Source organism: Kribbella sp. CCNWLW201 (assembly GCF_037203805.1).
Classification (GTDB): Bacteria; Actinomycetota; Actinomycetes; order Propionibacteriales; family Kribbellaceae; genus Kribbella.
This window is the reverse complement of sequence record NZ_JBBCBQ010000013.1, coordinates 190,777-213,716: the sequence shown is the minus strand read 5'-3', so window position 1 is coordinate 213,716 and position 22,940 is coordinate 190,777. Positions and strand designations below refer to the sequence as shown.

The 22,940-nt window shown below is 68.4% G+C and carries 22 protein-coding genes; 8 read left to right on the top strand and 14 right to left on the bottom strand.

Translation table 11 applies throughout. The features are described 5' to 3' along the window. Positions 1-238: 238 nt before the first annotated feature. Complete coding sequence (locus V9K99_RS38380) at positions 239-1,252, top strand: hypothetical protein (RefSeq protein WP_337012139.1); 1,014 nt, start codon at positions 239-241, stop codon at positions 1,250-1,252. A gap of 49 nt (positions 1,253-1,301) precedes the next feature. Here the strand turns inward: V9K99_RS38380 and V9K99_RS38375 are convergent, their stop codons facing one another. From V9K99_RS38375 to V9K99_RS38355, 5 genes are all read right to left on the bottom strand, one after another. Then, on the bottom strand, positions 1,302-2,006 hold the full coding sequence (locus tag V9K99_RS38375) for a PIG-L deacetylase family protein (RefSeq protein WP_337012137.1): 705 nt from the start codon (positions 2,004-2,006) through the stop codon (positions 1,302-1,304). A gap of 15 nt (positions 2,007-2,021) precedes the next feature. After that, entirely contained in the window at positions 2,022-2,963 is a 942-nt protein-coding gene (locus V9K99_RS38370; RefSeq protein WP_337012135.1) for a GNAT family N-acetyltransferase, read from the bottom strand. Positions 2,964-3,060: 97 nt separating this feature from the next. After that, positions 3,061-3,540 (bottom strand): VOC family protein, encoded by a 480-nt coding sequence (locus tag V9K99_RS38365; protein ID WP_337012133.1) that lies wholly within the window; start codon positions 3,538-3,540, stop codon positions 3,061-3,063. A 35-nt stretch (positions 3,541-3,575) separates the two neighbouring features. After that, positions 3,576-4,223, bottom strand: coding sequence for a response regulator transcription factor (locus V9K99_RS38360; protein ID WP_337012131.1), 648 nt, complete (start codon positions 4,221-4,223; stop codon positions 3,576-3,578). Beyond that, positions 4,175-5,470 carry a sensor histidine kinase gene (locus tag V9K99_RS38355; protein WP_337012129.1) on the bottom strand — a complete coding sequence of 432 codons (1,296 nt, stop codon included), beginning with the start codon at positions 5,468-5,470 and terminating at the stop codon, positions 4,175-4,177. Before V9K99_RS38355 ends, V9K99_RS38360 begins: the two co-directional genes overlap by 49 nt. Positions 5,471-5,661: 191 nt before the next feature. On the opposite strand from V9K99_RS38355, the gene V9K99_RS38350 reads away from it, so the two are divergent. From V9K99_RS38350 to V9K99_RS38335, 4 genes are all read left to right on the top strand, one after another. Then, positions 5,662-6,708, top strand: coding sequence for a fatty acid desaturase family protein (locus V9K99_RS38350; RefSeq protein WP_337012127.1), 1,047 nt, complete (start codon positions 5,662-5,664; stop codon positions 6,706-6,708). A gap of 143 nt (positions 6,709-6,851) precedes the next feature. Then, positions 6,852-8,243, top strand: coding sequence for a M28 family peptidase (locus tag V9K99_RS38345; protein ID WP_337012125.1), 1,392 nt, complete (start codon positions 6,852-6,854; stop codon positions 8,241-8,243). A 55-nt stretch (positions 8,244-8,298) separates the two neighbouring features. Beyond that, positions 8,299-8,592 (top strand): hypothetical protein, encoded by a 294-nt coding sequence (locus tag V9K99_RS38340; RefSeq protein ID WP_337012123.1) that lies wholly within the window; start codon positions 8,299-8,301, stop codon positions 8,590-8,592. A 10-nt stretch (positions 8,593-8,602) separates the two neighbouring features. After that, entirely contained in the window at positions 8,603-9,370 is a 768-nt protein-coding gene (locus V9K99_RS38335) for an alpha/beta fold hydrolase (RefSeq protein ID WP_337012121.1), read from the top strand. A gap of 70 nt (positions 9,371-9,440) precedes the next feature. On the opposite strand, the gene V9K99_RS38330 is transcribed toward V9K99_RS38335, so the two are convergent. The 7 genes from V9K99_RS38330 to V9K99_RS38300 all read right to left on the bottom strand — a co-directional run bounded on the left by V9K99_RS38330 (position 9,441) and on the right by V9K99_RS38300 (position 16,192). Then, positions 9,441-10,403, bottom strand: a complete 963-nt coding sequence (locus V9K99_RS38330; RefSeq protein WP_337012119.1) for a hypothetical protein — start codon at positions 10,401-10,403, stop codon at positions 9,441-9,443. A 32-nt stretch (positions 10,404-10,435) separates the two neighbouring features. Beyond that, positions 10,436-11,587, bottom strand: coding sequence for a hypothetical protein (locus V9K99_RS38325; RefSeq protein WP_337012117.1), 1,152 nt, complete (start codon positions 11,585-11,587; stop codon positions 10,436-10,438). 19 nt (positions 11,588-11,606) lie between these two features. After that, positions 11,607-12,665, bottom strand: coding sequence for a zeta toxin family protein (locus V9K99_RS38320; protein WP_337012115.1), 1,059 nt, complete (start codon positions 12,663-12,665; stop codon positions 11,607-11,609). Next, positions 12,662-12,967 (bottom strand): hypothetical protein, encoded by a 306-nt coding sequence (locus tag V9K99_RS38315; protein WP_337012113.1) that lies wholly within the window; start codon positions 12,965-12,967, stop codon positions 12,662-12,664. The genes V9K99_RS38320 and V9K99_RS38315 overlap by 4 nt, the downstream gene beginning before the upstream one ends. 45 nt (positions 12,968-13,012) lie before the next feature. Beyond that, positions 13,013-14,788, bottom strand: a complete 1,776-nt coding sequence (locus V9K99_RS38310; protein WP_337012111.1) for a 3-hydroxyacyl-CoA dehydrogenase family protein — start codon at positions 14,786-14,788, stop codon at positions 13,013-13,015. A gap of 202 nt (positions 14,789-14,990) precedes the next feature. Continuing rightward, positions 14,991-15,872: a class I SAM-dependent methyltransferase gene (locus V9K99_RS38305; RefSeq protein WP_337012109.1), complete on the bottom strand. Its 882-nt coding sequence runs from the start codon at positions 15,870-15,872 to the stop codon at positions 14,991-14,993. Continuing rightward, the gene (locus tag V9K99_RS38300; protein ID WP_337012107.1) at positions 15,869-16,192 is read right to left on the bottom strand and encodes a hypothetical protein; all 324 of its coding nucleotides are present in this window, start codon (positions 16,190-16,192) and stop codon (positions 15,869-15,871) included. Before V9K99_RS38300 ends, V9K99_RS38305 begins: the two co-directional genes overlap by 4 nt. 73 nt (positions 16,193-16,265) lie before the next feature. Here V9K99_RS38300 and nucS point away from each other — a divergent pair, with 73 nt between their 5' ends. Next, on the top strand, positions 16,266-16,925 hold the full coding sequence (nucS, locus tag V9K99_RS38295) for an endonuclease NucS (protein WP_337012105.1): 660 nt from the start codon (positions 16,266-16,268) through the stop codon (positions 16,923-16,925). Here nucS and V9K99_RS38290 read toward each other — a convergent pair whose 3' ends face one another. Next, positions 16,926-18,794: a M4 family metallopeptidase gene (locus tag V9K99_RS38290; protein WP_337012104.1), complete on the bottom strand. Its 1,869-nt coding sequence runs from the start codon at positions 18,792-18,794 to the stop codon at positions 16,926-16,928. It abuts the gene before it with no gap. Positions 18,795-19,061: 267 nt separating this feature from the next. Here V9K99_RS38290 and V9K99_RS38285 point away from each other — a divergent pair, with 267 nt between their 5' ends. Then, positions 19,062-19,343 (top strand): hypothetical protein, encoded by a 282-nt coding sequence (locus V9K99_RS38285; protein WP_337012102.1) that lies wholly within the window; start codon positions 19,062-19,064, stop codon positions 19,341-19,343. A gap of 68 nt (positions 19,344-19,411) precedes the next feature. After that, on the top strand, positions 19,412-21,232 hold the full coding sequence (gene glmS, locus V9K99_RS38280; protein ID WP_337012100.1) for a glutamine--fructose-6-phosphate transaminase (isomerizing): 1,821 nt from the start codon (positions 19,412-19,414) through the stop codon (positions 21,230-21,232). Between the two features lie 95 nt (positions 21,233-21,327). On the opposite strand, the gene glsA is transcribed toward glmS, so the two are convergent. Further along, entirely contained in the window at positions 21,328-22,779 is a 1,452-nt protein-coding gene (glsA, locus tag V9K99_RS38275; RefSeq protein WP_337012099.1) for a glutaminase A, read from the bottom strand. Between the last annotated feature and the right edge of the window lie 161 nt (positions 22,780-22,940).

Genomic DNA, 22,940 nt, shown 5'->3' with positions numbered 1-22,940 from the left:
CTGCAATGGACCACACCCCACGGCTTCACCTTCCACGTCACCCCCACCGGCACCCACCGAGTACCGGCACCGGGCAGCCACCCAACTGCCCGACCTAGCTGAGGCTCTCCGCCAACGGTGCGAGCGAAGAGCTGCCGCCTTAGTCTGGGAAACCGGTGGTCAAGGGAGGGACGCGATGGCGGGAGTTTGGAGCCTGGGTGGTGAGGGGCGCTGGCGGCCTCTGACCTCCACCGGATTCGTGAGTGAAGCGGACCTTCATAGCCTGATCGAGGAAACACCAGCCATGCTGCCTCTCGCCGGCACACCAAGGCTCGCGGTCGTCGGCAGGGAAGTTATCTGCGGGCGGGAGCGCGCCGACCTCCTTGCGGTTGAGGTGGAGACGGGAAGACCGGTCGTCATCGAGATCAAGCTTGCATCGAACACCGATCGCCGACGGTCACTGACACAGGTGCTCGGCTATGCCGCTTACCTGCGTCGGCTCGATGGCAGCGGGCTGAACGCGCTCCTGCGAACTTACCTCGACGAACACAGCTACGGCTCCATCGCCCACGCAGCCAAGGCTGCGGCTGAGGCCGATCCCAATTTTGACGAGGCCACGTTCCAGGCTCAGTTCGAGGAGGCTCTCGCGGACGGACGGCTGCGAGCGGTGATTGTGCTCGACGAAGCACCAGCTGATCTGGTCGACCTGGTTGGCTACTTGCAGGATGTGACGAGCGATCGGTTGGCTCTCGACCTCGTTGTCGTGACTGCGTACGAAGTGGCTGGCCAGCGCATTCTCGTTCCACAGTTGATCGAGCCCGACCGCTCACAGCTGACCGCCGAACTGGCCGGTTCGAGCAAGCCAACGACCGCGAGCGAGATCGTCCGCGGATCGGACGCCTTCGCGGCAACTATCGAAACGGTGCCTCCTGACCAGCAGGCACCTTTGCGCCGACTCTTGGAGTGGGCTCGCGAACTGGAACGCGACGGTCTTGCGACGCTCTACACCTCGATCGGCAAAGGTCGATGGGTGCTGAATCCCCGATTGCCAGGGCAGTCGCGCGGGATGGTCTCGATCTGGAACGACAAGGGCCCCTACCTGTCGCCCTACCGCAGCGTTTTCGAACAGGAAGCGCCGAACACACTCGTCAAACTCGATCAGACGGCACCGAACGAGATCGGCCGAGGCAACTACATCAAAACCGCCTACGACGACAGTTTGCTCACGCTACTGCGCGAGGCCTACCTCGAGGCTAGAAACAGCCGAGCGTGATGCCCACGCGCCGCCTTGTGCTGCGGTGCGGCGGGTCCACAGCTGTCAATTACGGGCCGGCGAGTTTGGTTATTTCGGGGGTGGGGGTGGCGTGGAAGGCGCAGGCTCGGGGGTAGCCGGCCAGGCAGCCTCGGGTGGTCATGAGGGCTGTGTAGTAGTCGATGTAGCGGAAGCCGTAGGTCTCGCCTCGGGCGAAGGCCTGGTGACGGATGGCGGAGACCCAGCGGTAGAAGGCTTCGTCGGGGATCGGGACGTACATCGTTGGCTGGAAGCCTTCCATGTCTTCCCAGTTCTCGGCGTGCAGGAAGGTCCGGACCGAGTGGCGAGGTAGCTGAGGGTCCTCTGACGGATCCATCGGGAGGCCGGCCAGGAAGCGGGCGCGTTCGGACAGGCGGGCGGCGTGTTGGTGGTCGCGGTGGATGCTGTGCTTCCAGTGGGTGATCAGAGTGTCCGGTTGCTTCTCCCGGATGATGGTGGCCAGTTCCAGGGCGACCTCGTCCGTGTCGGGCAGGAAGCCGTCGCTGTGGTCGAGCACCATGAAGTCGGCGCCGATGGCGGTGGCGAAGGCCTCGCCCTCGGCGATCTTCTGCTTCTTGTACTCCGACGGCGAAAGCCGGGGGTGACCACGCTCCCCCGGCGTCAACGCGATGATGGTGGCGTTGGCCCCGTCCAGGACCAGTTTGGCCAACGTCGGACCGGCCGTCAGATCCATGTCTCCGATGTGCGCCCCGATGGCGAGCACTGTTCTGGTCACAGGCAACTCCTCACTTCACTTCAGGCCAGCCCGGAGGATGGTGAACTTGCGGGTGATGGTGAAGCCGGTCTTGAGATAGAGCTGCCCGGCCGCGGACTGCTCGCCGGTCCAGAGGAACCACGCACTGTGCGCGCCGAGCCCGGCCATCCGCTCCAGCGTCAGATGCAGCAGCACCTTGCCGAGCCCGGTGCCACGAGCGGCCGGGAGTACGCCGAAGGGTCCGAACCGATCGATCACGCCCTCGTACGCGCCGTGCATCGCCCACCCCAGCACGCGACCACCGGGATCACGCGCCAGCACGATCCGCTCCAGCGGCAGTCCGGCGACGACGGCTTCCCGGATCGCGCGTGCCCAGTCCGGGTTGAAGTCCGAGCCCGCGATCGCGATCAACGAGGTCAGCTCGTCTCCTGTCGGCGTACCGAAGCTGTAGCCCTCCAACCCGCGGATCAGCTCCCTGACCTCCGCGGGAATCTCGTACCCGACCAGACTCCGGTCCATCGCGACCGCGTCGTACTGCCGCTCGAAACCGAGAGCCGAGAGCAGCCGGAAAGCAGACGGATAGCGAGCGACGTCCAGACCGGGGAGGAAGTAGTTCGGCGTGTACGACGAGAAGAACGCAGAAGTCCTCCCCTCCGAACGGAGCCAATCGAGCGCCGAGGTCAGCAACTCGCGTCCGAGCCCACGGCCTCGGTGATCCGGATGCACGAAGAAGAACGGGATCCATCCCGTCGACGGCTCCAGGTCGTCACCGGCGGCGGCGACCAGCCGTCGTACGGCGTAGGCCGCGCCGATCACCTGGTCGCCGTCCGCGGCAATGTGAAGACCGGCGGGATCGAAGTTGCGGTCGAGCAGGAAAAGGTCACGGAACCGCGGATAACCGATGGGGTCCGCCGGCGCCGCTGCGGTCCACACCGAAGCGAGGGCGGGCCCGTCGCCAACTTCGAAGGCTCTGATCATCGCGCGGCCGACCACCACCCAGATCGTGGATCATGCAGGAACTGGGTAGAAAACTTACCTATCCATTCAGGCAGAGGTCAATGGATTACAGATCCGGTCAGGTCTGCAGTGTCGCGAAGTACTCGGAGACGCGAGCCTTGATCTCGTCCTGGGTGAACTCGCGGGTCTTCAGTTCTTCGAGCCAGCCGGCCATCACCTCGTTCGAGACGCTGAGCTCGAGGGCGATGTTGTCCGGGTCCCGGAAGTTCAGGTGGGACCCGAACTCCATGTCCCGGATCGGCGTATACGTGACCCCGAACTCGTCGAACCGGCGTTCCCACTCGACCAGTTCGTCGCGGCTCGACGCCAGCAGCCCGATGTGGTCGAGCCCGGTGGTGAGCTCGGTGAACGGAGCCGCCGTACCCGCCTGGTGCTTGGCCAGTCCCAGGATGAACCCGGTCGGCCGGTCGATCAGCGTGCGCACGGTGCCGAAGTCGAACAGCGGCATCAGCCCTAACACCTCGGTGTAGAAGCGCTCACTCCGGTCCAGATCCGTGACCGACAGGCAGAGATGGTCGATCCCCCCAAAGTTCGGCATCTCGTCCCCCTTCCCCTACCACCGACGGTAAGGGATCAACGGGAGGACAAGTAGGTCAGAACAGCCATCACCCGGCGGTTGTCGTCCTCCGACGGCGGCAGGTCGAGCTTGGCGAAGATGTTGTTGGTGTGCTTGCTGACCGCCTTCTCGGTGACGAAGAGCGCGCTCGCGATCGCCGCGTTCGAGCGCCCCTCAGCCATCAGCCCGAGCACCTCGGCCTCCCGCGGCGTGAGCCGGCCGATCGGCTCGTCCCGGGTGTTGCGGGCCAGTAGTTGGCCGATCACGTCCGGGTCCATCGCGGTCCCGCCGGCGGCAACCCGTCGTACCGAATCCAGGAACTCGGCGACGTTCGAGACCCGGTCCTTCAGCAGGTAGCCGACCGCACCTCCGCCGCCGGTCAACAGTTCGCGGGCGTACAGCTGCTCGACGTACTGCGACAGCACCAGGATCGGCAGACCGGGGACCTGGCGGCGGGCCTCGATCGCGGCCTTCAGGCCCTCGTCGGTGAACGTCGGTGGCAGGCGTACGTCGACCACGGCCACATCCGGCCGGTGTTCCACCAGGGCGGGCACCAGCCGGGGACCGTTGTCGACTGCCTCGACGACCTCGAAGTCGTGCGCCTCGAGCAGGCGGATCAGGCCGTCCCGGAGGAGGGCGTGGTCTTCAGCGATGAGGACTCGCAAGGCAGCTCCATGATCACGGTAGTCGGCCCGGCGCTCGGGCTGACCACGGTCAACGTACCGTCGAAGGCGGCCAGCCGCCGCTCGATACCGTACAGACCGCCGCCGGGCCGGATCACCGCACCGCCGATCCCGTCGTCACCGACCAGGATGTGCAGTTTCTCCTGCTCGTGGGTGATCTGGATCCAGGCGTTCGTCGCGGCCGAGTACTTCACCGCGTTCGCGAGCGCCTCGGCCACCGCGAAGTACGCCGCCGATTCGACCGGCGCGGGTGGTCGGCCGGGGATGTCGATGGTGACGTCGACCTTGAACGGGCAGGACAGCGCGAGCGCCTTGACCGCACCTTCCAAGCCGCGGTCGGCGAGCACGGGCGGGTGGATCCCGCGGACCAGGTCCCGCAGCTCGGAGAGCGCCGTACTGGCCGACTCGCGGGCCTCGGTCAGCAGGGCGGCTGCCTGGGCCGGGTCGCGGTTGACCATCTCCTCGGCCATGCCCAGGTTCATGCTGAGCGCGGCCAGCCGGGCCTGGGCGCCGTCGTGCAGGTCGCGCTCGATCCGGCGCAGCTCGGCCGCCTGGGTGTCGACGGTCTCGGCGCGGGACTCGGCCAGCTCGCGGACCCGCAGCGCCAGCTTGGCGCTCTCGGTCGGGCCGAGCAGAGAGCGGGCCATGAACGCGTTTGCCTTCAGCAACCGCTCACCGGCCGCCTGCCAGATCATGAAGGCGATCAGCGCGACCGGCGTGACCAGGAAACTGGTCCAGAAGTTGACCGTGAGCAGCCCGCCGAACGGCTCGGTGAAGACCCCTTCCGGGGTGACGCCGACCAGCAGCGGGTAGACCAGGTAGAACAGCGTGGCCAGGAACAGTACGGCGGACAGCAGGTTCAGGGTGAACCCGATGGTCGCGTTCACGATCAGCCAGACGATGTCACGCCAGGTCGCCGGGTCGGTCAGCGTGGTCCGCAGCCACATCAGGATGCCGGGCATCGGCGGCTTCTTGTACGGGCGCGGGATCGCCTCACCGGTGAGGCGGGCCAGCATGGTCCGGTGGCAGTTCGCGAACCAGCGGGTGGCCGGGACGAACACGAGCAGCATCGGGATGCCGACCCAGACCGCGATCAGCGGGACGGCCACCACGTTGAGCACGAAAAAGGCGATGCCGATCTCGGCCAGGATCGCCAGGAACAGCGCGATCCACGGCTGCGCCAGCTTGGGATAGCGCATCGGCGGCGCCTGGGTGGCGATTGTGGTCATGGATCCATCATGACCGAGGGTGAGTCCGGTCTCAGTGGTGTTAGCTCCACTGTCGCTGGGGAACTGTCTCCCCATCGAGTTCGGGTAGTAGCACTCATGTCTTCGGCTGTTAGTGCGATGAGGCTTGATGACGTACGCTGGCCGTGGCTGTACGCCTAGGCCCCCACCGCCGCTTTGAGACGAGGACCTGAATGGCTCAGCCATCGGTATCACCCCCTACTGTCACGCGCCCCGCCGCCAAGGGCAGCGACTTCGCTCCCCTCCTCCGCGAGATCAAAGCCGCCGGACTGCTGGAGCGGCGGACCGCGGCCTACGCGATGGCGATCGGGATCAACGTCTTCCTGATGGCCGCGACCTGGGCCGGGGTGGCGATCCTCGGCAGCTCGTGGTGGGTGCTGTTCCTGGCGATCCCGCTCGGCATCCTGAGCACGCGGGCCGCCTTCTTCGGGCACGACGCCGGCCATCAGCAGATCGCCGGCTCCCGCAAGCTGCACGACTGGATCGGCCTGGTCCACGGCAACCTGCTGCTCGGGATGAGCTACGGCTGGTGGAACGACAAGCACAACCGCCATCACGCGAACCCGAACCACACCGACAAGGACCCCGATGTCGGCGAGGGCATCCTGGTCTGGACGCTCGAGCAGGCCGAGGGCCGCACCGGCCTGCACGGCTGGCTGAGCCGCCATCAGGCGAAGATCTTCTTCCCGCTGCTCACCCTCGAGGGCTTCAACCTCACGGTCTCCAGCGTGCTCTACCTGCTCGGCCGCCGCCCGCGCCGCGAGGCCCGGCTGGAGCTCGGCCTGATCGCCGCCCACCTCGGCCTGTACTTCGGCGCACTCTTCGTGATCATGTCGCCGGGCCAGGCGGTGCTGTTCGCCCTGATCCACCACATGATCTTCGGCCTGCACCTGGGCAGCGTGTTCGCGCCGAACCACAAGGGCATGGAGATGCCCGATGCCGACACCCAGTGGGGTCACCTGGAGAAGCAGGTGCTGACGTCGCGCAACGTCAACGGCGGCCTGGTCACCGACTGGATGATGGGCGGCCTGAACTACCAGATCGAGCACCATCTGTTCCCGAGCATGCCGCGGGCCAACCTGCGATTCGCCCAGCCGATGGTCCGGGCGTACTGCGCCCAGATCGGCATGCCGTACGTGAGCACGACCCTGATCGAGTCGTACCGGATGGGCCTGAAGCACATGCACGAGGTCGGCAGCGAGCTCCGCGCGCAGCAATAGTCGCGGTACGGCGTCCGTCGTACCGACCGAATGCGGGATTCCCCTACCTGATCAGGAAAAATCTTCACGAAGTGCAGCGCCCCGGGTGATGGATCGGTTACGGTCTCTGCACTCGGGGCCGCCCACCTTGTGAGGAGACCTGCATGACCGAAAGATCCGGCTTGAGTCGTCGTGGACTGCTCGGCGCCGTCGCCGGAGTGACCGCCGCCACGGCTCTACCCGCCGCCCCTGCCTGGGCCGCGGACGACCTGCGGCCCGGTGCGGTGAACCGCCCGAATCTCGACCGGTACGACAAGCAGATCGTGTCGAACCTGTCGTCGGACAAGGCGCTGCGCCATCTGCAAGTTCTGTCCGAGCACATCGGACCGCGGATCGGCGGCACTCAAAGTGAGAAGCGGGCGGCTGACTACATCGCCGGCCAGTTGGACAAGTTCGGCTACAACACCAAGCTCGAGCCGTTCCCGGTGGCGGACAAGTTCATCGCCCAGATCGAGGACGTCCGCGACATCCTGCCGAACGACCTGTGCTGGCAGGCGGGTGCCGCTCCCGGCGGCAAGCTGGACGTCACCGTCGAAGGACCGGTCCGGGACGTCGGTCCGGCCACGGCGCCGGTGTGGCCGGCCGACGTCGCCGGTGCGATCGTGATCGCCGATGACACCGCGGCCGCGCGCCCGGCCTTGGTCGCGGAGGCCGCGGCGCGAGGCGCTGCCGGTGTCATCCTGTTGCCCGCCGACCTGGTGTTCCCACGCCGGGCGTCCGCGTTCCAGCCGGCCGGGCTGACCAACGCGCCGATCCCGGTGATCGGGGTGGCTCAGGTGCAGAAGCGGCTGATCCGCGAGGCACTCGCGGTGGTGAACTCGCTGCCGCTGCGGATCAGCACCAAGGCGCACCGCGGACTGATCTCGAACAACGTGATCGGCGAGCGGCGCGGCAAGGGCGGCGCGAACTCGCCGATCGTGGTGGTCAGCGGTCACTACGACTCGGTGATCGGTGCGCCGGGCGCGAACGACGACGGCTCCGGCACTGTGCTGACGTTGGAGCTGGCCCGCGTGTTCAGCCGGATCCCGACCAACGCGACCTTGCGGTTCGCGCTGTGGGGTTCGGAGGAGCAGGGCCTGATCGGGTCGCGGTACCACGTGGCTCAGTTGGCGCAGGACCAGCGGGACCGGCACGCGGCCGTGTTCCAGAACGACATGGTCGCGACCAGCTGGGACCCGGCGATCACGTACTGGCTGCTGTCCTTCACCGGCCTCGCCAACACGGCGACGGACGCGGTCCGGTCAGCTGGTCAGCGGCTCGGGTACGACCCGCAGATGGTCGGCCCGGTGCAGCGTGGCGCGTCGGACCACCAGTCCTTCCAGGAGGTCGGCATCGCGTCGGCCAACTTCTCCTGGCGGGGTGAGATCTCGCCGGCCTTCCTCGAGCCGCCGTACCACTCGCCCGAGGACACCATCGCGAAGAACGTCAGCCTGGAGCGGCTCCAGGTCTCGATGGAGCTGATCGGCACCGCGGCGTACGCCGTCGCCCGGGCCTGAAGCAGCGTGGGGCAGGTCCGGGTGACCTGCCCCACACGGCTAGCCTTGAGGCGCTATGTCGCGCCGGAAACCTTCCAAGTGGCAGCGGCCCGTCAGCGACCGGCCGCTGGTCGGCGGTACCCAGGGCCGGGAGGTTCGATCCGACGGCGACTGGATCGTCCGCCGCGTGTCCGGCTCCGGATCCTCCAAGTCGTACCGCTGCCCGGGATGCGACCAGCAGATCCCACCCGCCACCCCGCATGTCGTGGTCTGGCCGGAGAACCCCAGCCTGCTCGCCGCGATCGGCGGCGCCCAGTCCCTCGACGAGCGACGCCACTGGCACTCCGCCTGCTGGCAGCGCCGCCGGTGAGAGGTAAGAGATGAAGCTTCCGGTCACGTCGTACGGCGAAACTGGTACTCCGGTCGTGGTCATGCACGGCCTGTTCGGCTCCGGCCGGAACTGGATGACCGCGGCCCGGCGACTGTCCGGTGAGCACCGCGTGTTCGCCTTCGACCTGCGCAACCACGGCTCGTCGCCGCACACCGACACGATGAGCTACCCGGAGATGGCCGACGACGTCCGGGAGACGATCGAGTCGCTCGGCGTCGGTCCGGTCGCCCTGGTCGGTCACTCGATGGGCGGCAAGACCGCGATGCTCACGGCACTCAGGTACGCCGAGGTCGTCGAACGGCTGATCGTGGTCGACGCCGCACCGGTCGCCTATCCCCCGGCCTTTGTCGAGTACGCACAGGCGATGCGCACCGCCGACCTGTCCGCAGTCCAGCGCCGGGCCGACGTGGACGCCCAACTGGCGACCGCGGTCCAGTCCCCCGGCACCCGCGCGTTCCTCCTGCAGAACCTGATCCTCGACGACCAGGGTGCCCGTTGGCGCCCGAACCTCCCCGTGATCGAGGCCGCGCTCCCCGCGATCTCCGGCTGGCCGTCGGACGCGGAGGGCTTGCGGTACGACGGACCGACGCTCTTCATCTACGGCGGCAAGTCCGACTACGTCCAGCAGGACCACCGCGCCACCATCGCCTCGTACTTCCCCCGGGTCCAGTACGCCGAAGTCCCCGAGGCCGGCCACTGGGTCCATGCCGAGCGCCTGGACGACTTCCTCGCCGTACTGACCCCCTTCCTGCCCTAGCCGCGGCGGTACGTCCCGACCGCCGCTCGACCACGCTGTCCGAAGCCATCGGCGGTGGCCCCTGTGGCGACTACGCCGAGTCGGAGCCGTAAGTCCGGACGAGCTCGCGCAGCCAGTGCTCGGCGTGCACGGTCCAGGCCGCGCACTCGACCTCGTCGGCGTGCTCGAGCAACCGATGCCAGGACACCATCTTGTGGACCGTGTGCAGGGGCTCGGCGACCTCCAGTTCCCTGCGGAGCACGTCGAGCGGCGCCAGGTCCGACCACATCTCCAGGTACGCCGTCACGATCGCTTCGTCGACGTCCTCACGCACACTCGCCACGGTCGCGAACGGATGACCCCAGACCGAGTCACCGAAGTCGAAGAACCGGAACGGGCCGGCCGGATCGGGTCTGAACACGTTCCCCGCGTGCAGGTCGTTCTGATCGAGAGCCATCGGTACGACGCCCGGCAGCAACTTCTCCACCTCGGACACAGCGTCGGCCGCCCGTCGTACGCCGGTCAGCGTCACCGCATCCGGTCGGAGCGGATGATCGGCCGCGAGCCCGGTGAACCAGTCGGCGACGTGGTGCACGGCCCCGGACAGGTTGGACGGCGCGAGTGAGGTCAGACCGCTGCCGAGCAACGCGTCCTGCAGCGGAACGGTGTCGCGCTGGAGCCTGGCGTACTCGATCACGAGCCGGTGCCAGTCGGCGTCCCCCTGCTCACCGAGTGTCAGCCCTTGGTCCGCGGTCAGGAGCCAGCCACGCTCCGGGTCGATCGCGAGCGGCGCGACGACATGCTGCGGCAGCGCTTGCGCCATCGCTCCGACCAGTGCGGCCTCGAAGGCCTGACCGGGGTTGTTCTCCTTGAACCAGAACAAGCCTTGGTCGGTCGGATAGCACCAGACGGCGGCCCAGAACCGGATCTTGTACGGCACCGGCTCACCCGAGACCCCTATGGTGCCCAGCTGCTCTCGCACCCAGCCGTCCGCTTCGGCGAACCAGTCGTCACCGGTCCAGCGCCGTACCCACTGACCTTCGGCGTCGGGCATCAACGACCTAGGCTGCGGCGCGGGCCTCATCATCACCCGGTAAGACTAGGCCGCCGTTTCGGAACCAGCACGCAGATTATGGCGATGCCCAGCAGGACCCCGACGGCGCCGAGCAGAGTGCTGACCGGATGCGGTGGGTCGAAGTCCGGCTCGGTCGCGGCGGCGGCCAAGCACGTCAGCAACGTCAGGCCGAGCAGGCCGGTGGCCATCGCGGTCAGGCGGGCCAGGGCCGCGATCCCCGACAGGTCCAGCTTGGGGCCGCTGAAGCGAAGCCCGCGGGTGGGTTGGCCCGCGTGCTGACCCCAGTCGTCCAGCACATGACGTGGGATGGTGATCCGGTCGAGCGTGGCCAGGCCGCGGGTGAGGGATTCCGGGGTCAGCGGCTGGTCGTCGTACAGGATCAAGGCTGTGCTCGCGATCGCCAGCGAGACCGGGCGGGCGTCGAGCAAAGCCTGCATGGTGCGCGGATGCAGTACGGCAGTCAGGTAGCGGGCATCGTTGCCGATGACATCGAAGCTGCGATTGAACTCCGCACTCTCCAGCGTGATGTCGGACCTGGACAACCCACCCGGCCGAACCTCCATCGACGGCAGCGCGGCGGACAGTCTCGGCGCCACGAAGACCGACAACCGACGCCGCCGGCACAACAGCCCGTGCCACTGCAGCCAGCGCACCTCGAACGCCGTTCCGTTCGGAGTCTGTACGACGTTCCGCACGCTCCATGCCCGTCCGACCGGCAGAGGCAGCGCCGGCAACTCCAGCTCACGCGGATCGAGCAGCTGCCAGCCGTTGCGCTGGGCAACGTCCCGCAGTGCCCGCGTGGTTGCCTGCGGCCACGAGTAGACGAGGACCACGGCAGCGAGCACGAGTAGCGACAACAGCGGCAGTACGGCGATCACGACCGCCGGCCCCACGTCGTACGCGGACCAGATCAGCCGGACCAGTACGGCGCCGACCGCGGCCAACGCGATCCACCGGGCGACCGTCGCGGAGCCGGACGTGAGCCCGAGCAGCACCCAGACGACCGGTAGCACCAGGATCGCGACGAAGATCATCAACGACGACCAGCCGGGCCAATCGGCGCCGACCGCACCGGGCATCATGATCAAGCCGAGCCCGGTGACGACCAGCAGTAACGTCCCGCAGACCGCCACCAAGTCCCGCTGGTATCTCATCCTCCGCATGCCGGGGCAGTCTTCCAGCTCAGCGGTCCAGGGACTCCCCCGACGGCGACCGTCCGGAGTGTCCGCCACCCGACCCACGGACGGGCTGTGTCGACGAAGGGGGTCGCATCGTGTGCGGGGGCGCGATCCCGGAACTGGTCAGCCTCTGCAGATCGATCAGCCGCTGGTCGAGCCGGTTCTCGGGTGCCGGCTCGTGCGAGGTCGGCGCCGCGGCGGGCCGCTCGATCTGCTTGCGCATCGCGGACCGGACCATCTCGTCGACCGGAGGCTCCAGGTCGTCGCCGCGCTGACGCAGCGGGAGAGCGGTCTCGACGAAGCGCTGATGCTCGGCCGGTGTCGGCGGGCGGTTGCGCTCGGCAATGATCGTGTCGCGTGCGCCCGGCGGCTTCTCCATCGTGCCGTCGGCCTCGCGGTGGTTCTCCCACAGCACGTTGCCGTTCCGGTCGACCACGTAGATGTCGTCGACGTAGCCCTGGGACTCCAGCGCGTGGGCCGCATCGGGTACGCCGCGGTAGGCGTGATTGTGGTGTTCTTCCTTCACCCACCGGCCGACGCCGGTGTCATCCTTGGCCTGCTGGTACCGGTTCGCCACGCCGAGCGTGCTCTCGGCCTCGTTCGTCGCGACGTAGACGACCGTGACCCGGTAGCCGGCGTCCCGGAAACCGTCGATCCACGCCTTGGCCGCGTCCTCCGACTGCATCGGAGCGCTGGCGACGACGTCGTACTGCGGATCGGAGCGAAGATGGTCCAGCAGTTGGCCACGCAGCTCCGGCGGCAGGCTCCGGTCGACGATGTCGTTGCCGTTGACACCATTGGCCCGCATGATCGCGTCGTACCGAGGGTGCGCGGCGGGATCGTCGTCGAAGTCGTACGACGCCGTGCTGTCGGCACCGAGTGCGGCTTGGACGAGTTTCTGGTTGGTCGACTTGCCCGCACCCGGCTGCCCGGCGAGGAGCACCACCATCGGCGGCTGCCCGGGCGCCCTCGCGGGCAGCACCAAGGGAGTGATCTCGGCCTTCCGAAGGGCCAGGATCTCGGCGGCCTCCGCCGGGGTCAGTGCCGGATCGGCCGAGGTCATGCGTCGAGCTCGGCTCGCAACTGGCGCAGCAGCGCCGGGTACGTCTGGATCACGTCGCGCCGCTGCTGCGCCGACATCGTGGTGTGCCGGCGGAACTCGGCCTGGTAGAACGCGCGCTTCTCCGTCAGCTCGGCCTTACGCGCCGGGTCGGACTCCTGGCTGACCAGCGAGTTGTAGCACGACGCCACGCTCTGGATCAGGTTGCGGACGCGCTCCTGCTCCACCCGCTCCTCGTCACTCAACGGCGCGACATGGCGGCCGCCGAGTGCCTCGGTGATGTGCTTGCCCGGCTCGTCGGCCATGCTCGTTCCCTCCGTCGCTCCGCCAGCCCCAAGAGTAGCCGCGACTCAGGTGTAGTCGCGGAAGCCTCGGCCGGTCTTGCGGCCGAGGTACCCGGCGGTGACGAGGTGCTCGAGGAGCGGGGCCGGGGCGAAGCCGGGCTCGCGGAACTCCAGGTAGAGGGTGCGCTGGATGGCCAGCGAGACGTCCAGACCGACCACGTCGAGGAGCTCGAACGGGCCCATCGGGAGGCGGCAGCCGAGCTTCATCGCGGCGTCGATGTCGTCGACGTTCGAGTAGTGCGCCTCGAGCATCCGGACCGCGTCGTTCAGGTACGGGAACAGCAGCGCGTTGACGATGAACCCGGCCCGGTCGCCGCACCGCACCGGGTGCTTGCCGGCGGCAACGGCCAGCGCCGCGACCGTGTCGGCCACCTCGGCGGACGTGCTCACGGTGCTGACGACCTCGACCAGCTTCATCACCGGCGCCGGGTTGAAGAAGTGCAGGCCGACCACGTCGCTGGGCCGCTTGGTCGCCATCGCCAGGTCGATGACCGGTAGCGACGAGGTGGTCGTGGCCAGGATCGCGCCCGGCTTGCAGATCTCGTCGAACGTCTCGAACAGGGCCTGCTTGACGCTCAGCTCCTCGACCACGGCCTCCACGACCAGGTCGACGGTGGCCAGGTCGTCGAGTTTCGCCGTACCGACGATCCGGCGCAGGGCCGCGTCGCGCTCGTCCGACGAGAGCTTGCCGCGCTGGACGCCCTTCTCCAGCGAGCGTTCCAGGGCGGCCCGGACCCGGTCGACCTTCTCGGTGCCGCGGGCAACGTAGAGGACGTCGTACCCGGCCTTCGCGCAGACCTCGATGATGCCGACGGCCATCGTCCCGGAGCCGACCACGCCGACCTGGCGGACCGGACGGACCGGGGTGTCCTTCCCGTTCGGCTGCGGGGTGTGCTCGTCGTCCACCACGACCGGGGAGTCCGGGGACTCGTAGGTGTAGAAGCCGCGGCCGGTCTTGCGGCCGAGCAGGCCGGCGGTGACCATCTGCTTCAGGATCGGGGCCGGCGCGTGCAGGCGGTTGCGGCCCTGCTTGTACATCGTGTCGAGGATCTCGTACGCCGTGTCGAGGCCGATCAGGTCGAGCAGCGCGAGCGGGCCCATCGGGTAGCCGCAGCCGAGCCGCATCGCCGCGTCGACGTCCTCACGGGTCGCGTAGCGCGACTCCACCATCGAGACCGCGTGGTTCAGGTAACCGAACAGCAGCGCGTTGGCGATGAAGCCGGCCCGGTCGGCCGCGACCACCGGGACCTTGTCCAGCCGGCGGGCGAGCTCCTGCACCTCCTCGACCACATGCGGCTCGGTGACGACGGTCTTGATCACCTCGACGAACTCCTGCACCGGAGCCGGGTTGAAGAAGTGCATCCCGACCACGCGGCGCGGGCGCTCGGTGGCGACCGAGATCTCGGTGACCGACAGGCTCGAGGTATTGGTCGCCAGGATGGCGTCCTCGCGGACGACCTTGTCGAGCGCGGCGAAGATCTCCCGCTTCAGCTCGAGCCGCTCGATCACCGCCTCGACCACCAGGTCGCAGTCGGCGAGAGCGTCCATCGAGGTGGCGAAGGTGACCCGGTCGAACAGCGCCTGCTGCTCCTCGACCGACAGCTTGCCGCGCTTCACCGCCCGATCGGTCGAATGCTGGATGTGCCCGCGGCCGCGCTCGGCCGCCGCCTCGTCGCGCTCGACGCCGACCACGGTCAGCCCGTTGCGCGCGAACACCTCGGCGATCCCGGCGCCCATCGTGCCGAGACCGACCACACCCACCGTCTTCAAATCCCGAGCCATGGGCCGAACTATGCCAGTCCACCCAGTGGTCCGCCCATGAGCTGAGTCACCCGGGAGGCCAACCTCACACCTCCTCGAACACCACCGGCGACCCCAGCCACCCGTCCAGCAGCGTGCGCCTCCCGCCGGGCAGGACGTGGTACGTCGTCCCGTCGCGCACCCGCTCGATCGCGGCTAGTCAGCAGCACGATCCCCGCCCGCATCACGCGCGCCTCGCCAGCACGTGGAACCAGAACCCGATCTTCGACTCACCACGGCTGAGCTGCTCGACCTTCCAGCCGACGGCGGTGAGCAGGTCGCGCAGCGGTTCCTCCTGCCACATGACGAAGTGCCGCGGCAGGTCGAGGTTCCGGTTGGACCACTCCTCCCCCTTGCCCTCCCGGGTGGCGAAGGCGAGCACCGGAGCGGCCCGCGCCGCCTTCCGCAGTACCTCCGCGAGTTGGGCCCGGTCGAAGTGCAGGAACACCGCGTCGGCGAACACCGCGTCGTACGGGCCGCCGAAATCGTCGGTGATCGCGTTCAGCCGATCGGCGTCGTACCCGTCGGCGCGCATCATCTCGAGGAACGCCTGCGTCGCGTCGGTCCGCCGTACGACGAAACCGCGCCGCTCCAGCTCGATCGCGTCACGACCCGTCCCACTGCCGAGCTCGAGCACGCGTGCACCGGGCTCGAGGGCTTCGGCGAGCAGGTCGATCAGCAGCGCGTTGGGCTCGGTCGGAATCGACTCCCGGAAGCGCTCCGCGGCCTGCTCGTACGTCGCCAGCGTGACCTCGTTGTCGCTCGGCACCCGGGCCCACCCGTCGCCATTGTGCTCGACGATCGCCGGCAGCCGCAGCCCGAGATCCACCCCGAGCACGACCACGGTCTCGCCTCGATGCAGGTCCGCGATCGCCTGCAGCTCGTCGTCGGGACGCCGTACCAGCTCCGGTACGACGGTCAGCCGCACGCCGAGCCGCTCCGCCAGCCGCGCCCCGGCCGCCGCCTCGAACGGTCCCGCGTAGACCTGGGCGATCCGATCCTCGACCACCGCCTCCACCACATCGCCGGGCAACAGCAGGATCCGCGCGGGGCACATGAGGTTCATCCGCGCACGTACTCCAGTGCCTCGGCGGCATAGTCCGGCCAGACCGCGGACTGCGCCAGCGGGATCACCACCCACTCCTTCATCGGCCGGCCCATCCCCGGGTCGAACGGCTCGACACCGGGCAGCGCGAGCGCCTTCTCCCGGGGCTCGGGCGGGAGCTTGAACGTCATGGCGTCGCCGAACATCCCGGCGAGCACCTTCTTGCCGACCTTGAGACAGGGCATGCCGAACATGCTGCCCCGGATCGCTCCGGCCGACTCCAGTCCCGCCGCGACCGCGTCGTACTTCGCGACCGCCTCTTCGCTGACCTTCGGCATCATGCCGACCAGCCTGCCACTACCGACGGCCAGGCGGCATAGGTCACGGGGCGGTTGTGGACTACGGTGCTGTCTCGTGCGCTTGGTGATTGCTACCTGTTCTGTGGACTACTCCGGCCGGCTGACGGCCCATCTGCCGATGGCACCCCGGTTGCTGATGGTGAAGGCGGACGGCTCCGTGCTGATCCACGCCGACGGCGGCTCCTACAAACCGCTCAACTGGATGTCGCCGCCGTGCAAGCTGACCGAGTCCGACGGGGTCTGGAGCGTCACCAACAAAGCCGGTGAGGAGCTCCGGATCACGCTCGAGGAGGTGCACAGCGACACGGCGTACGAGCTCGGCACCGACCCCGGCCTGATCAAGGACGGCGTCGAGGCACACCTGCAGGAACTGCTCGCCGAGCACGTCCACACCTTCGGCGAGGGCTGGACCCTGGTACGGCGCGAGTACCCGACCGCGATCGGGCCCGTCGACCTCCTCTGCCGCGACGCCGACGGCGCGCATGTCGCGGTCGAGATCAAGCGCCGCGGCGAGATCGACGGCGTGGAGCAGCTGACCAGGTACGTCGAACTCCTGAACCGCGACCCGCTGCTCGCCCCGGTCCGCGGCATCTTCGCCGCTCAGCTGATCAAGCCCCAGGCCAAGGTCCTCGCCACCGACCGAGGCCTGGAGTGCCTGACCGTCGACTACGACGCCCTCCGCGGCATGGAGTCCGACGTACTCCGGTTGTTCTAGTCAGCAGGCGACCACCGCGTCCACCGTGAAGCCCTGGGCGACCACCGATCCGTCGGTGGTGAGGCGGACGGAGCCGGTCGGGGTGCTGATGCACGGTGACGTGGCGCCGTTGCGGTCCAGGCCTGTGTAGCGGGCCAGTTCGTTGCCTTCACCGTCGTACACGATGACGTAGTCGAAGTTCTTCTCCGTGTCGAGCAGGCTGAAGTGGAAGGCGAATCCGCCGGTCCCGTTGTCGTAGGTCCAGGTGCAGTCGCCGTTGTTGCCGTACGGGTGCGGCGACTCGAACGGGATCTCCGCGTCCTCGTCACCCACGCACGGTGGCGGAGGCGGTGTGGCAGGCGTACATCCGGCGTGGACACCGACGGCATCCCAGGCAGCCGCACCGGCCGCACCGCCGACCGCTGCGGTGGCGTTGCGGGCGTCGCAGAAGTTCGCGAACTCGGGCAGGCTGGTGAACGCCTGGTAGAACACCGACCTCGCGGTTGCCAGCCCCATGGCCGGCACGGTCACGTTGCAGTCCAGCGTGTGCGTGTGACCGCTGAGGCTACCGGGGGCGCAGCCCGCGTTCTTGCCGCCGTTGACGGCCAGGTAGTAGGCGTGGTTCGGGATCCCGCTGTTGGAGTGCACGCCGCCGTTGTCCGCCTCGGTGACGATGAACTCGCTGTAGTGGTCCGGATCCGCATCCTCCTGCGGGTCACCCATGTTCCGGAAGCCCGGCCTGATGTCGGGTGTCAGAATGACGTCCTCGCCGATCAGCCAGTCCGGTGACCCGGCCGGGTCCAGACCGTGCTGAGCCGCGTAGAACTCGATCGTGTTGCCCATCATGTCGCTGAAGGCCTCGTTCAGCGCACCGGACTCGTCCTCGTAGATGAGGTTCGAGGTGAACTCGGTGACGCCGTGGGTGAGCTCGTGCCCAACCACGTCGAGACCGCCGGACAGCGGGAGGCAGGTCTTGGCGTCGCCGTCGCCGTACGTCATCTGCTCGCCGTTCCAGAACGCGTTGCAGTACCGGTTGGCGAAGTGCACGGTCGAGATGATCGTCATGCCGTTGTCGTCGATGCTGTTGCGCCCGAAGACCTCGGCGTAGAAGTCGTCGGTGACGTTCGCGTAGTAGTGCGCGTCCACGCCGGGCGCCTGGCTCGGCGACCGCCACGTCGGCAGGTTGAAGTTCCAGTGGTCGTCTGCGTCGGTCATGATCGTGCCGGGCAGGACCTGCTTGTTGCCCGCGTCGTAGGTCTCCTGACGCTTGTCTTGCGAGCGCAGGAAGAACGTGCCGCCGATCCGGGTCGTGGAGAACACCTTGGTGTCGCCCTTCACACCGGTCCCATCGCCGTGCGCGACAGCGTCGTACTGCTTCTTCACCGCACCGGAGGAGGCGTCGACCCACTGCACCCAGCGCTGATCGGGTCGCTGACTGACGATCTGGTGGAAGAGCCGGCCGTCCCTGGGGTCGATCTTCAGGCTGGACGACCACTTACCGGCCGTGCCGACCCGCTTGGCCGCGATGCCGCGGGCGCTCGCGGTGGACACGGTCGCGCTGTTCTTGGCCTTCAGGCCTGGGAAGTACGCGCCGATCACGGCGTCGGTCCGGCCGGATTTGTCCTTCAGGACGGTCACCTGACCGCCGAGGACCTGCGCGGCACCGACCATCTGCTGATAGCGGGTCTGGGTACCGCCGCCGGCCCGATCGGCCGTCCAGAGCTTCACCATCCCCGACGGTACGGCGAAGGCGCGGGCGTCGGCCCCGGACAGGGCGATGGACCCGCCCCGGAGCGGTGTGGTGGCCGTCTGCCCAGCGGTCGCGGTGGCGCCGCCGGCAGTGACCAGTGCGAGGGCCGCGAGGGCGACCACGACGGTTGATCGGTGCATGACAGGGACCCTCCCCAGTCGAGCGGATATCGCCGGGGCGGCCGAACCCCAGCCCCGAGGGTCGTCCCGATACAGTGCCAGTCCTACGCTCGGCCTCCGGCACCGGCAAGACCGGGCGCGCCGAGCGAGGGATTTCCCTCGGGCTGGACGGCAGGAGTAAGGTCCACGCCCGGTACCGGTGTGATCACCTGTTGCCGAAACAGCGAAATTTGCCCGATTTCGGGCAGATCCTTTGCTTTGACCCGCGAAACGCTGCACAGTTGACGGGTGATCAGTGCGGCGGTTTCGAGACCAGAGGACGAACTCGCCGAACAGATCAGCCGGACCACCGGCCTTCCGCCGGACGACGCGCGCCGCGTGGTCGCCGACGTCCTGGCCTACTTCACCGAGACGACCGAGGAATACGTCCGGCGCCGGCACCGTGAGCTGCAGACCTACGGTGCCCGCAACGACGAGATCTTCGCCCGGCTCGGCACCGAGCTCCGGCACTGGCCGGTCCGCTCACCCGAACTCTCCGCCCGCCAGCTCCGACGGATCGTCTACGGCTGACGGGCACAGACACGTGCGTCCGCCGAGCGGCGGGCCCTCCTTCGACAACCTCCGAAAGGCATGAACACATGTGCGGAATCGTCGGGTACGTCGGCACCAAGCCGGCCGCGCCCATCCTCGTGGACGGACTGGCGCGGCTGGAGTACCGCGGCTACGACTCGGCGGGTGTCGCCGTACTCGGGTCGAGTGAGCTGAAGGTGCACAAGGACGCCGGCCGGGTCCGCGAGCTGGAGGCGTCGCTGCCGAAGCGGTTCGGCGGCAAGCTCGGTATCGGCCACACCCGGTGGGCCACCCACGGCGGCCCGAGCAAGGACAACGCGCACCCGCATGTCAGCGGCAACGAGCGGATCGCCGTCGTCCACAACGGCATCTTCGACAACGCGGCCGCGCTGCGCGCCCAACTGGAGGACGCCGGCGTCAAGCTGCGCTCCGAGACCGACACCGAGGTGCTCGCGCACCTGATCGAGCAGGCCGAGGGCGACACGCTCGAGGACAAGGTGCTGGCCAGCCTGCGCCGGATCGAGGGCACCTACGGCATCGCGGTGATCGACCTGGAGTTCCCGGACCGGATCGTGGTCGCCCGCAACGGCAGCCCGCTCATCCTCGGCATCGGCGACGGCGAGATGCACGTGGCCTCCGACGCGGCCGCGCTGATCCGCTACACCCGTCAGGTCGTGTACTTGGACGACGGCGAGCTGGCGACCGTCCGCGCCGACGGCTACCGCACCTTCACCCAGGACGCCCGGTCCACCACCAAGACCGCGAGCACGGTCGAGTGGACCGCCGACGAGTACGAGCGCGGCCTGCACGAGCACTTCATGATGAAGGAGATCCACGAGCAGCCGGACGCCGTCGGCCGGGCCATCCGCGGCCGCCTGGACGAGCGTTTCCACACCGTCCACCTGGGCGGTCTGAACATGGACGCGCGGGAGGCCCGGGAGATCAAGCGGGTCAAGATCCTCGGCTGCGGTTCGGCGTACTACGCCGGCCAGATGGGCGCGCAGTTCATCGAGGAGGTGGCCCGGATCCCCGCCGACGCCGAGCCGGCCTCGGAGTTCCGCTACCGCAACCCGGTGGTCGAGCGGGACACCCTGTACATCGCGGTGAGCCAGTCCGGCGAGACGCTGGACACCCTGGTCGCGGTCCAGGAGCTGAAGCGCAAGGGCGGCCGGGTGATCGGCCTGGTCAACGCGGTCGGCTCCAGCATCGCCCGCGAGGTGGACGGCGGCGTCTACCTGCACGCCGGCCCGGAGGTCTCGGTCGCCTCGACCAAGGCGCTGACCAACATGGCGGTCGCGTTCGCGATGCTCGGCATCCACCTCGGCCGGATCCGCGACGTCTCGCCGGCCGACGGCCGCCGGCTGATCGAGGGCCTGAAGAAGATCCCGGCGCAGATCGCCGAGATCGTCGCCCAGGAGGAGGAGCTGGCCAAGATCGCCGGCAAGCTGGCCCAGCACGAGAGCCTGTTCTTCGTCGGCCGGACCCGCGGCTACCCGGTCGCTCGCGAGGGTGCGCAGAAGCTGAAGGAGATCTCCTACCGGCACGCCGAGGCGTACCAGACGTCGGAACTGAAGCACGGCCCGCTGGCGCTGATCTCGCCGGACGTGCCGAGTGTCGCGATCGTGCCGCAGGACGAGCTGCTCGACCGCAACATCGGAGCGCTGCACGAGATCGGGGCCCGCTCCGGTCCGCTGTACGTCGTGACGCACCCGGGGGTTGAGGTGCCGGACGGGGTGGCGGCGAAGATCGTCGTACCGAAGAACGAGCCGGAGCTCGACCCGATCCTGCTCACCATCCCGCTGCAGATCATCGCGTACTACGCAGCCGTTGCCCTCGGCCACGACGTCGACAAGCCCCGCAACCTGGCCAAGTCGGTCACGGTCGAGTAGGTCCGGACCGCCAAGCCATCACAATCGCAACGCAGCAGCCCCCGCCACGCTCACCGTGGCGGGGGCTGCTGCGTTGTGATGGCCTGGCGGTCCGGCTATCCGATCTCGTTGACCTTGCGGTGCCGGCCGGTGCCCTTCGGCTCCGAGGCCGCCGGTGTCGCAGTGCTCGGGGAACCTGCGCTCTGGGCAGCACGAGACTTCGGCGCCGGTACTCCGCCGAAGGCGAGGTACGCCGGGTCGGACCGGCGCTCGAAGGGTGCCGGCCCTGCCTGCGGGCCGGACCACGTGGCACCGGCCTCCCGCCCGCGCTCGGCGCCCTGCCGCCGGTAGGGGTGCAGGTCGAAGTCGTGGACCAGCCGGCGGCAGACCTCGACGCCCCGCACGGAGTTGCCCGCCTCGTCCAACCGTGGCGAGAACACCACGACAGCGAGCCGCTTCTCCGGCACCACCATCATCACGTTGCCCGAGACGCCACTCTTGGACGGCAGGCCGACCTGATCGGCGAACTGGCCTGAGTCGTTGTACATGCCGCTGTGCTGCATCACGGACAGCACCCGCCCGACGGTGTCCGCGGAGAACACCCGCTCACCCGAGTACGGCGCGACACCACCGTTCGCCAGGGTGGCACCCGCCGCCGCCAGACGCTGTGCGTCCACCTCGAGCGAACAGATCTGGAAGTAGAAGTCGGCCGCCTTCCGGGGGCCGTCAGGGTCCTTCGGGTCCACCATCAGCATGTCCTCGGCGGCCATCAGGCTGGCCAGCGCGCGGTTCCCGTGCCCGGTGTCCCGCTCGGCCAGGAACGTCTGGTTGTCGAAGCCCGGTGGTTTGCCCATCATCTGGGCGAAGGTCTTCTTGACCCCCTCGAACCGCTGGTTCACCTCGCTCAGGGGATCGACCAGTGCGAGGGTCGCAATCGCCCCGGCGTTGATCATCGGGTTGTGCGGCTTGCGGCCCGCGCCCAGGGACAGCTTGTAGTCGTTGAAAGTCCCGCCACTCTGCTCCTGGCCCACCCACTGGTGCACGCCCTCGGGGCCGTGCTGCGTCAGCGCCATGGCGTAACTGAACGCCTTCGAGGTCGACTGGATGCTGAACCCGACGTCGGTGTCGCCGATCTGGAACACCTGGCCGTCCGCCGTGCAGATCGCGATCCCGAACTTGTCCGGGTCGGCGTCCCGAAGGGTCGGGATGTACTGGGCGACCTGGCCGTCCCGGTTGTCCAGCAGATCTCCGTAGATCTGCGTGATGCCCTGGCTGAGTTCCGCGAACTCCGAGTGCGGCAGCACCAGCCGGCCTTGCAGCGCCTTCGCGATCACGGGCTCCTGGGCGACGCTCGCGAACTGCTCCCACTCCAGCCATTCGGGCTGTCCCGGCTCGAAGGGGCGACCGGCGCTCAGTGCCTCGCTGACGGCGCGCTCGACCCGTGGATCGTCATTCGCGAGCCCGGACTCCTTCAGCTCCTCGAGCAGCTTCCACTTCCAGACCACATTCGTCCGGTCGGTGTCGAGGGAGCGGAACAGGCTCTCCATAGTGAACTCTTCGGCGGCCATGGGCTGCAGCCTTTCCGGTGGTTGTTTCCGGTGTGGATCCGCGCTGTTAACGCAGGATCAAACGCGCGTTGGCCAGTACCGGAAACTGTCCACTTCTGACCTGTCCGGGCGAGGTCGCGGCATCCCACCCTGGAGCCGACCGCCCCGCCCCAGAGAGGTCA

Excerpts from the sequence above, each read along its gene's own strand:
- V9K99_RS38370 (WP_337012135.1), bottom strand. The coding sequence starts at position 2,963 with ATGATCAGAGCCTTCGAAGTTGGCGACGGGCCCGCCCTCGCTTCGGTG.
- V9K99_RS38365 (WP_337012133.1), bottom strand. The coding sequence starts at position 3,540 with ATGCCGAACTTTGGGGGGATCGACCATCTCTGCCTGTCGGTCACGGAT.
- V9K99_RS38355 (WP_337012129.1), bottom strand. The coding sequence starts at position 5,470 with ATGACCACAATCGCCACCCAGGCGCCGCCGATGCGCTATCCCAAGCTG.
- V9K99_RS38350 (WP_337012127.1), top strand. The coding sequence starts at position 5,662 with ATGGCTCAGCCATCGGTATCACCCCCTACTGTCACGCGCCCCGCCGCC.
- V9K99_RS38345 (WP_337012125.1), top strand. The coding sequence starts at position 6,852 with ATGACCGAAAGATCCGGCTTGAGTCGTCGTGGACTGCTCGGCGCCGTC.
- V9K99_RS38340 (WP_337012123.1), top strand. The coding sequence starts at position 8,299 with ATGTCGCGCCGGAAACCTTCCAAGTGGCAGCGGCCCGTCAGCGACCGG.
- V9K99_RS38335 (WP_337012121.1), top strand. The coding sequence starts at position 8,603 with ATGAAGCTTCCGGTCACGTCGTACGGCGAAACTGGTACTCCGGTCGTG.
- V9K99_RS38330 (WP_337012119.1), bottom strand. The coding sequence starts at position 10,403 with ATGCCCGACGCCGAAGGTCAGTGGGTACGGCGCTGGACCGGTGACGAC.
- V9K99_RS38325 (WP_337012117.1), bottom strand. The coding sequence starts at position 11,587 with ATGCGGAGGATGAGATACCAGCGGGACTTGGTGGCGGTCTGCGGGACG.
- V9K99_RS38320 (WP_337012115.1), bottom strand. The coding sequence starts at position 12,665 with ATGACCTCGGCCGATCCGGCACTGACCCCGGCGGAGGCCGCCGAGATC.
- V9K99_RS38315 (WP_337012113.1), bottom strand. The coding sequence starts at position 12,967 with ATGGCCGACGAGCCGGGCAAGCACATCACCGAGGCACTCGGCGGCCGC.
- V9K99_RS38310 (WP_337012111.1), bottom strand. The coding sequence starts at position 14,788 with ATGGCTCGGGATTTGAAGACGGTGGGTGTGGTCGGTCTCGGCACGATG.
- V9K99_RS38305 (WP_337012109.1), bottom strand. The coding sequence starts at position 15,872 with ATGAACCTCATGTGCCCCGCGCGGATCCTGCTGTTGCCCGGCGATGTG.
- V9K99_RS38300 (WP_337012107.1), bottom strand. The coding sequence starts at position 16,192 with ATGATGCCGAAGGTCAGCGAAGAGGCGGTCGCGAAGTACGACGCGGTC.
- V9K99_RS38290 (WP_337012104.1), bottom strand. The coding sequence starts at position 18,794 with ATGCACCGATCAACCGTCGTGGTCGCCCTCGCGGCCCTCGCACTGGTC.
- glmS (WP_337012100.1), top strand. The coding sequence starts at position 19,412 with ATGTGCGGAATCGTCGGGTACGTCGGCACCAAGCCGGCCGCGCCCATC.
- glsA (WP_337012099.1), bottom strand. The coding sequence starts at position 22,779 with ATGGCCGCCGAAGAGTTCACTATGGAGAGCCTGTTCCGCTCCCTCGAC.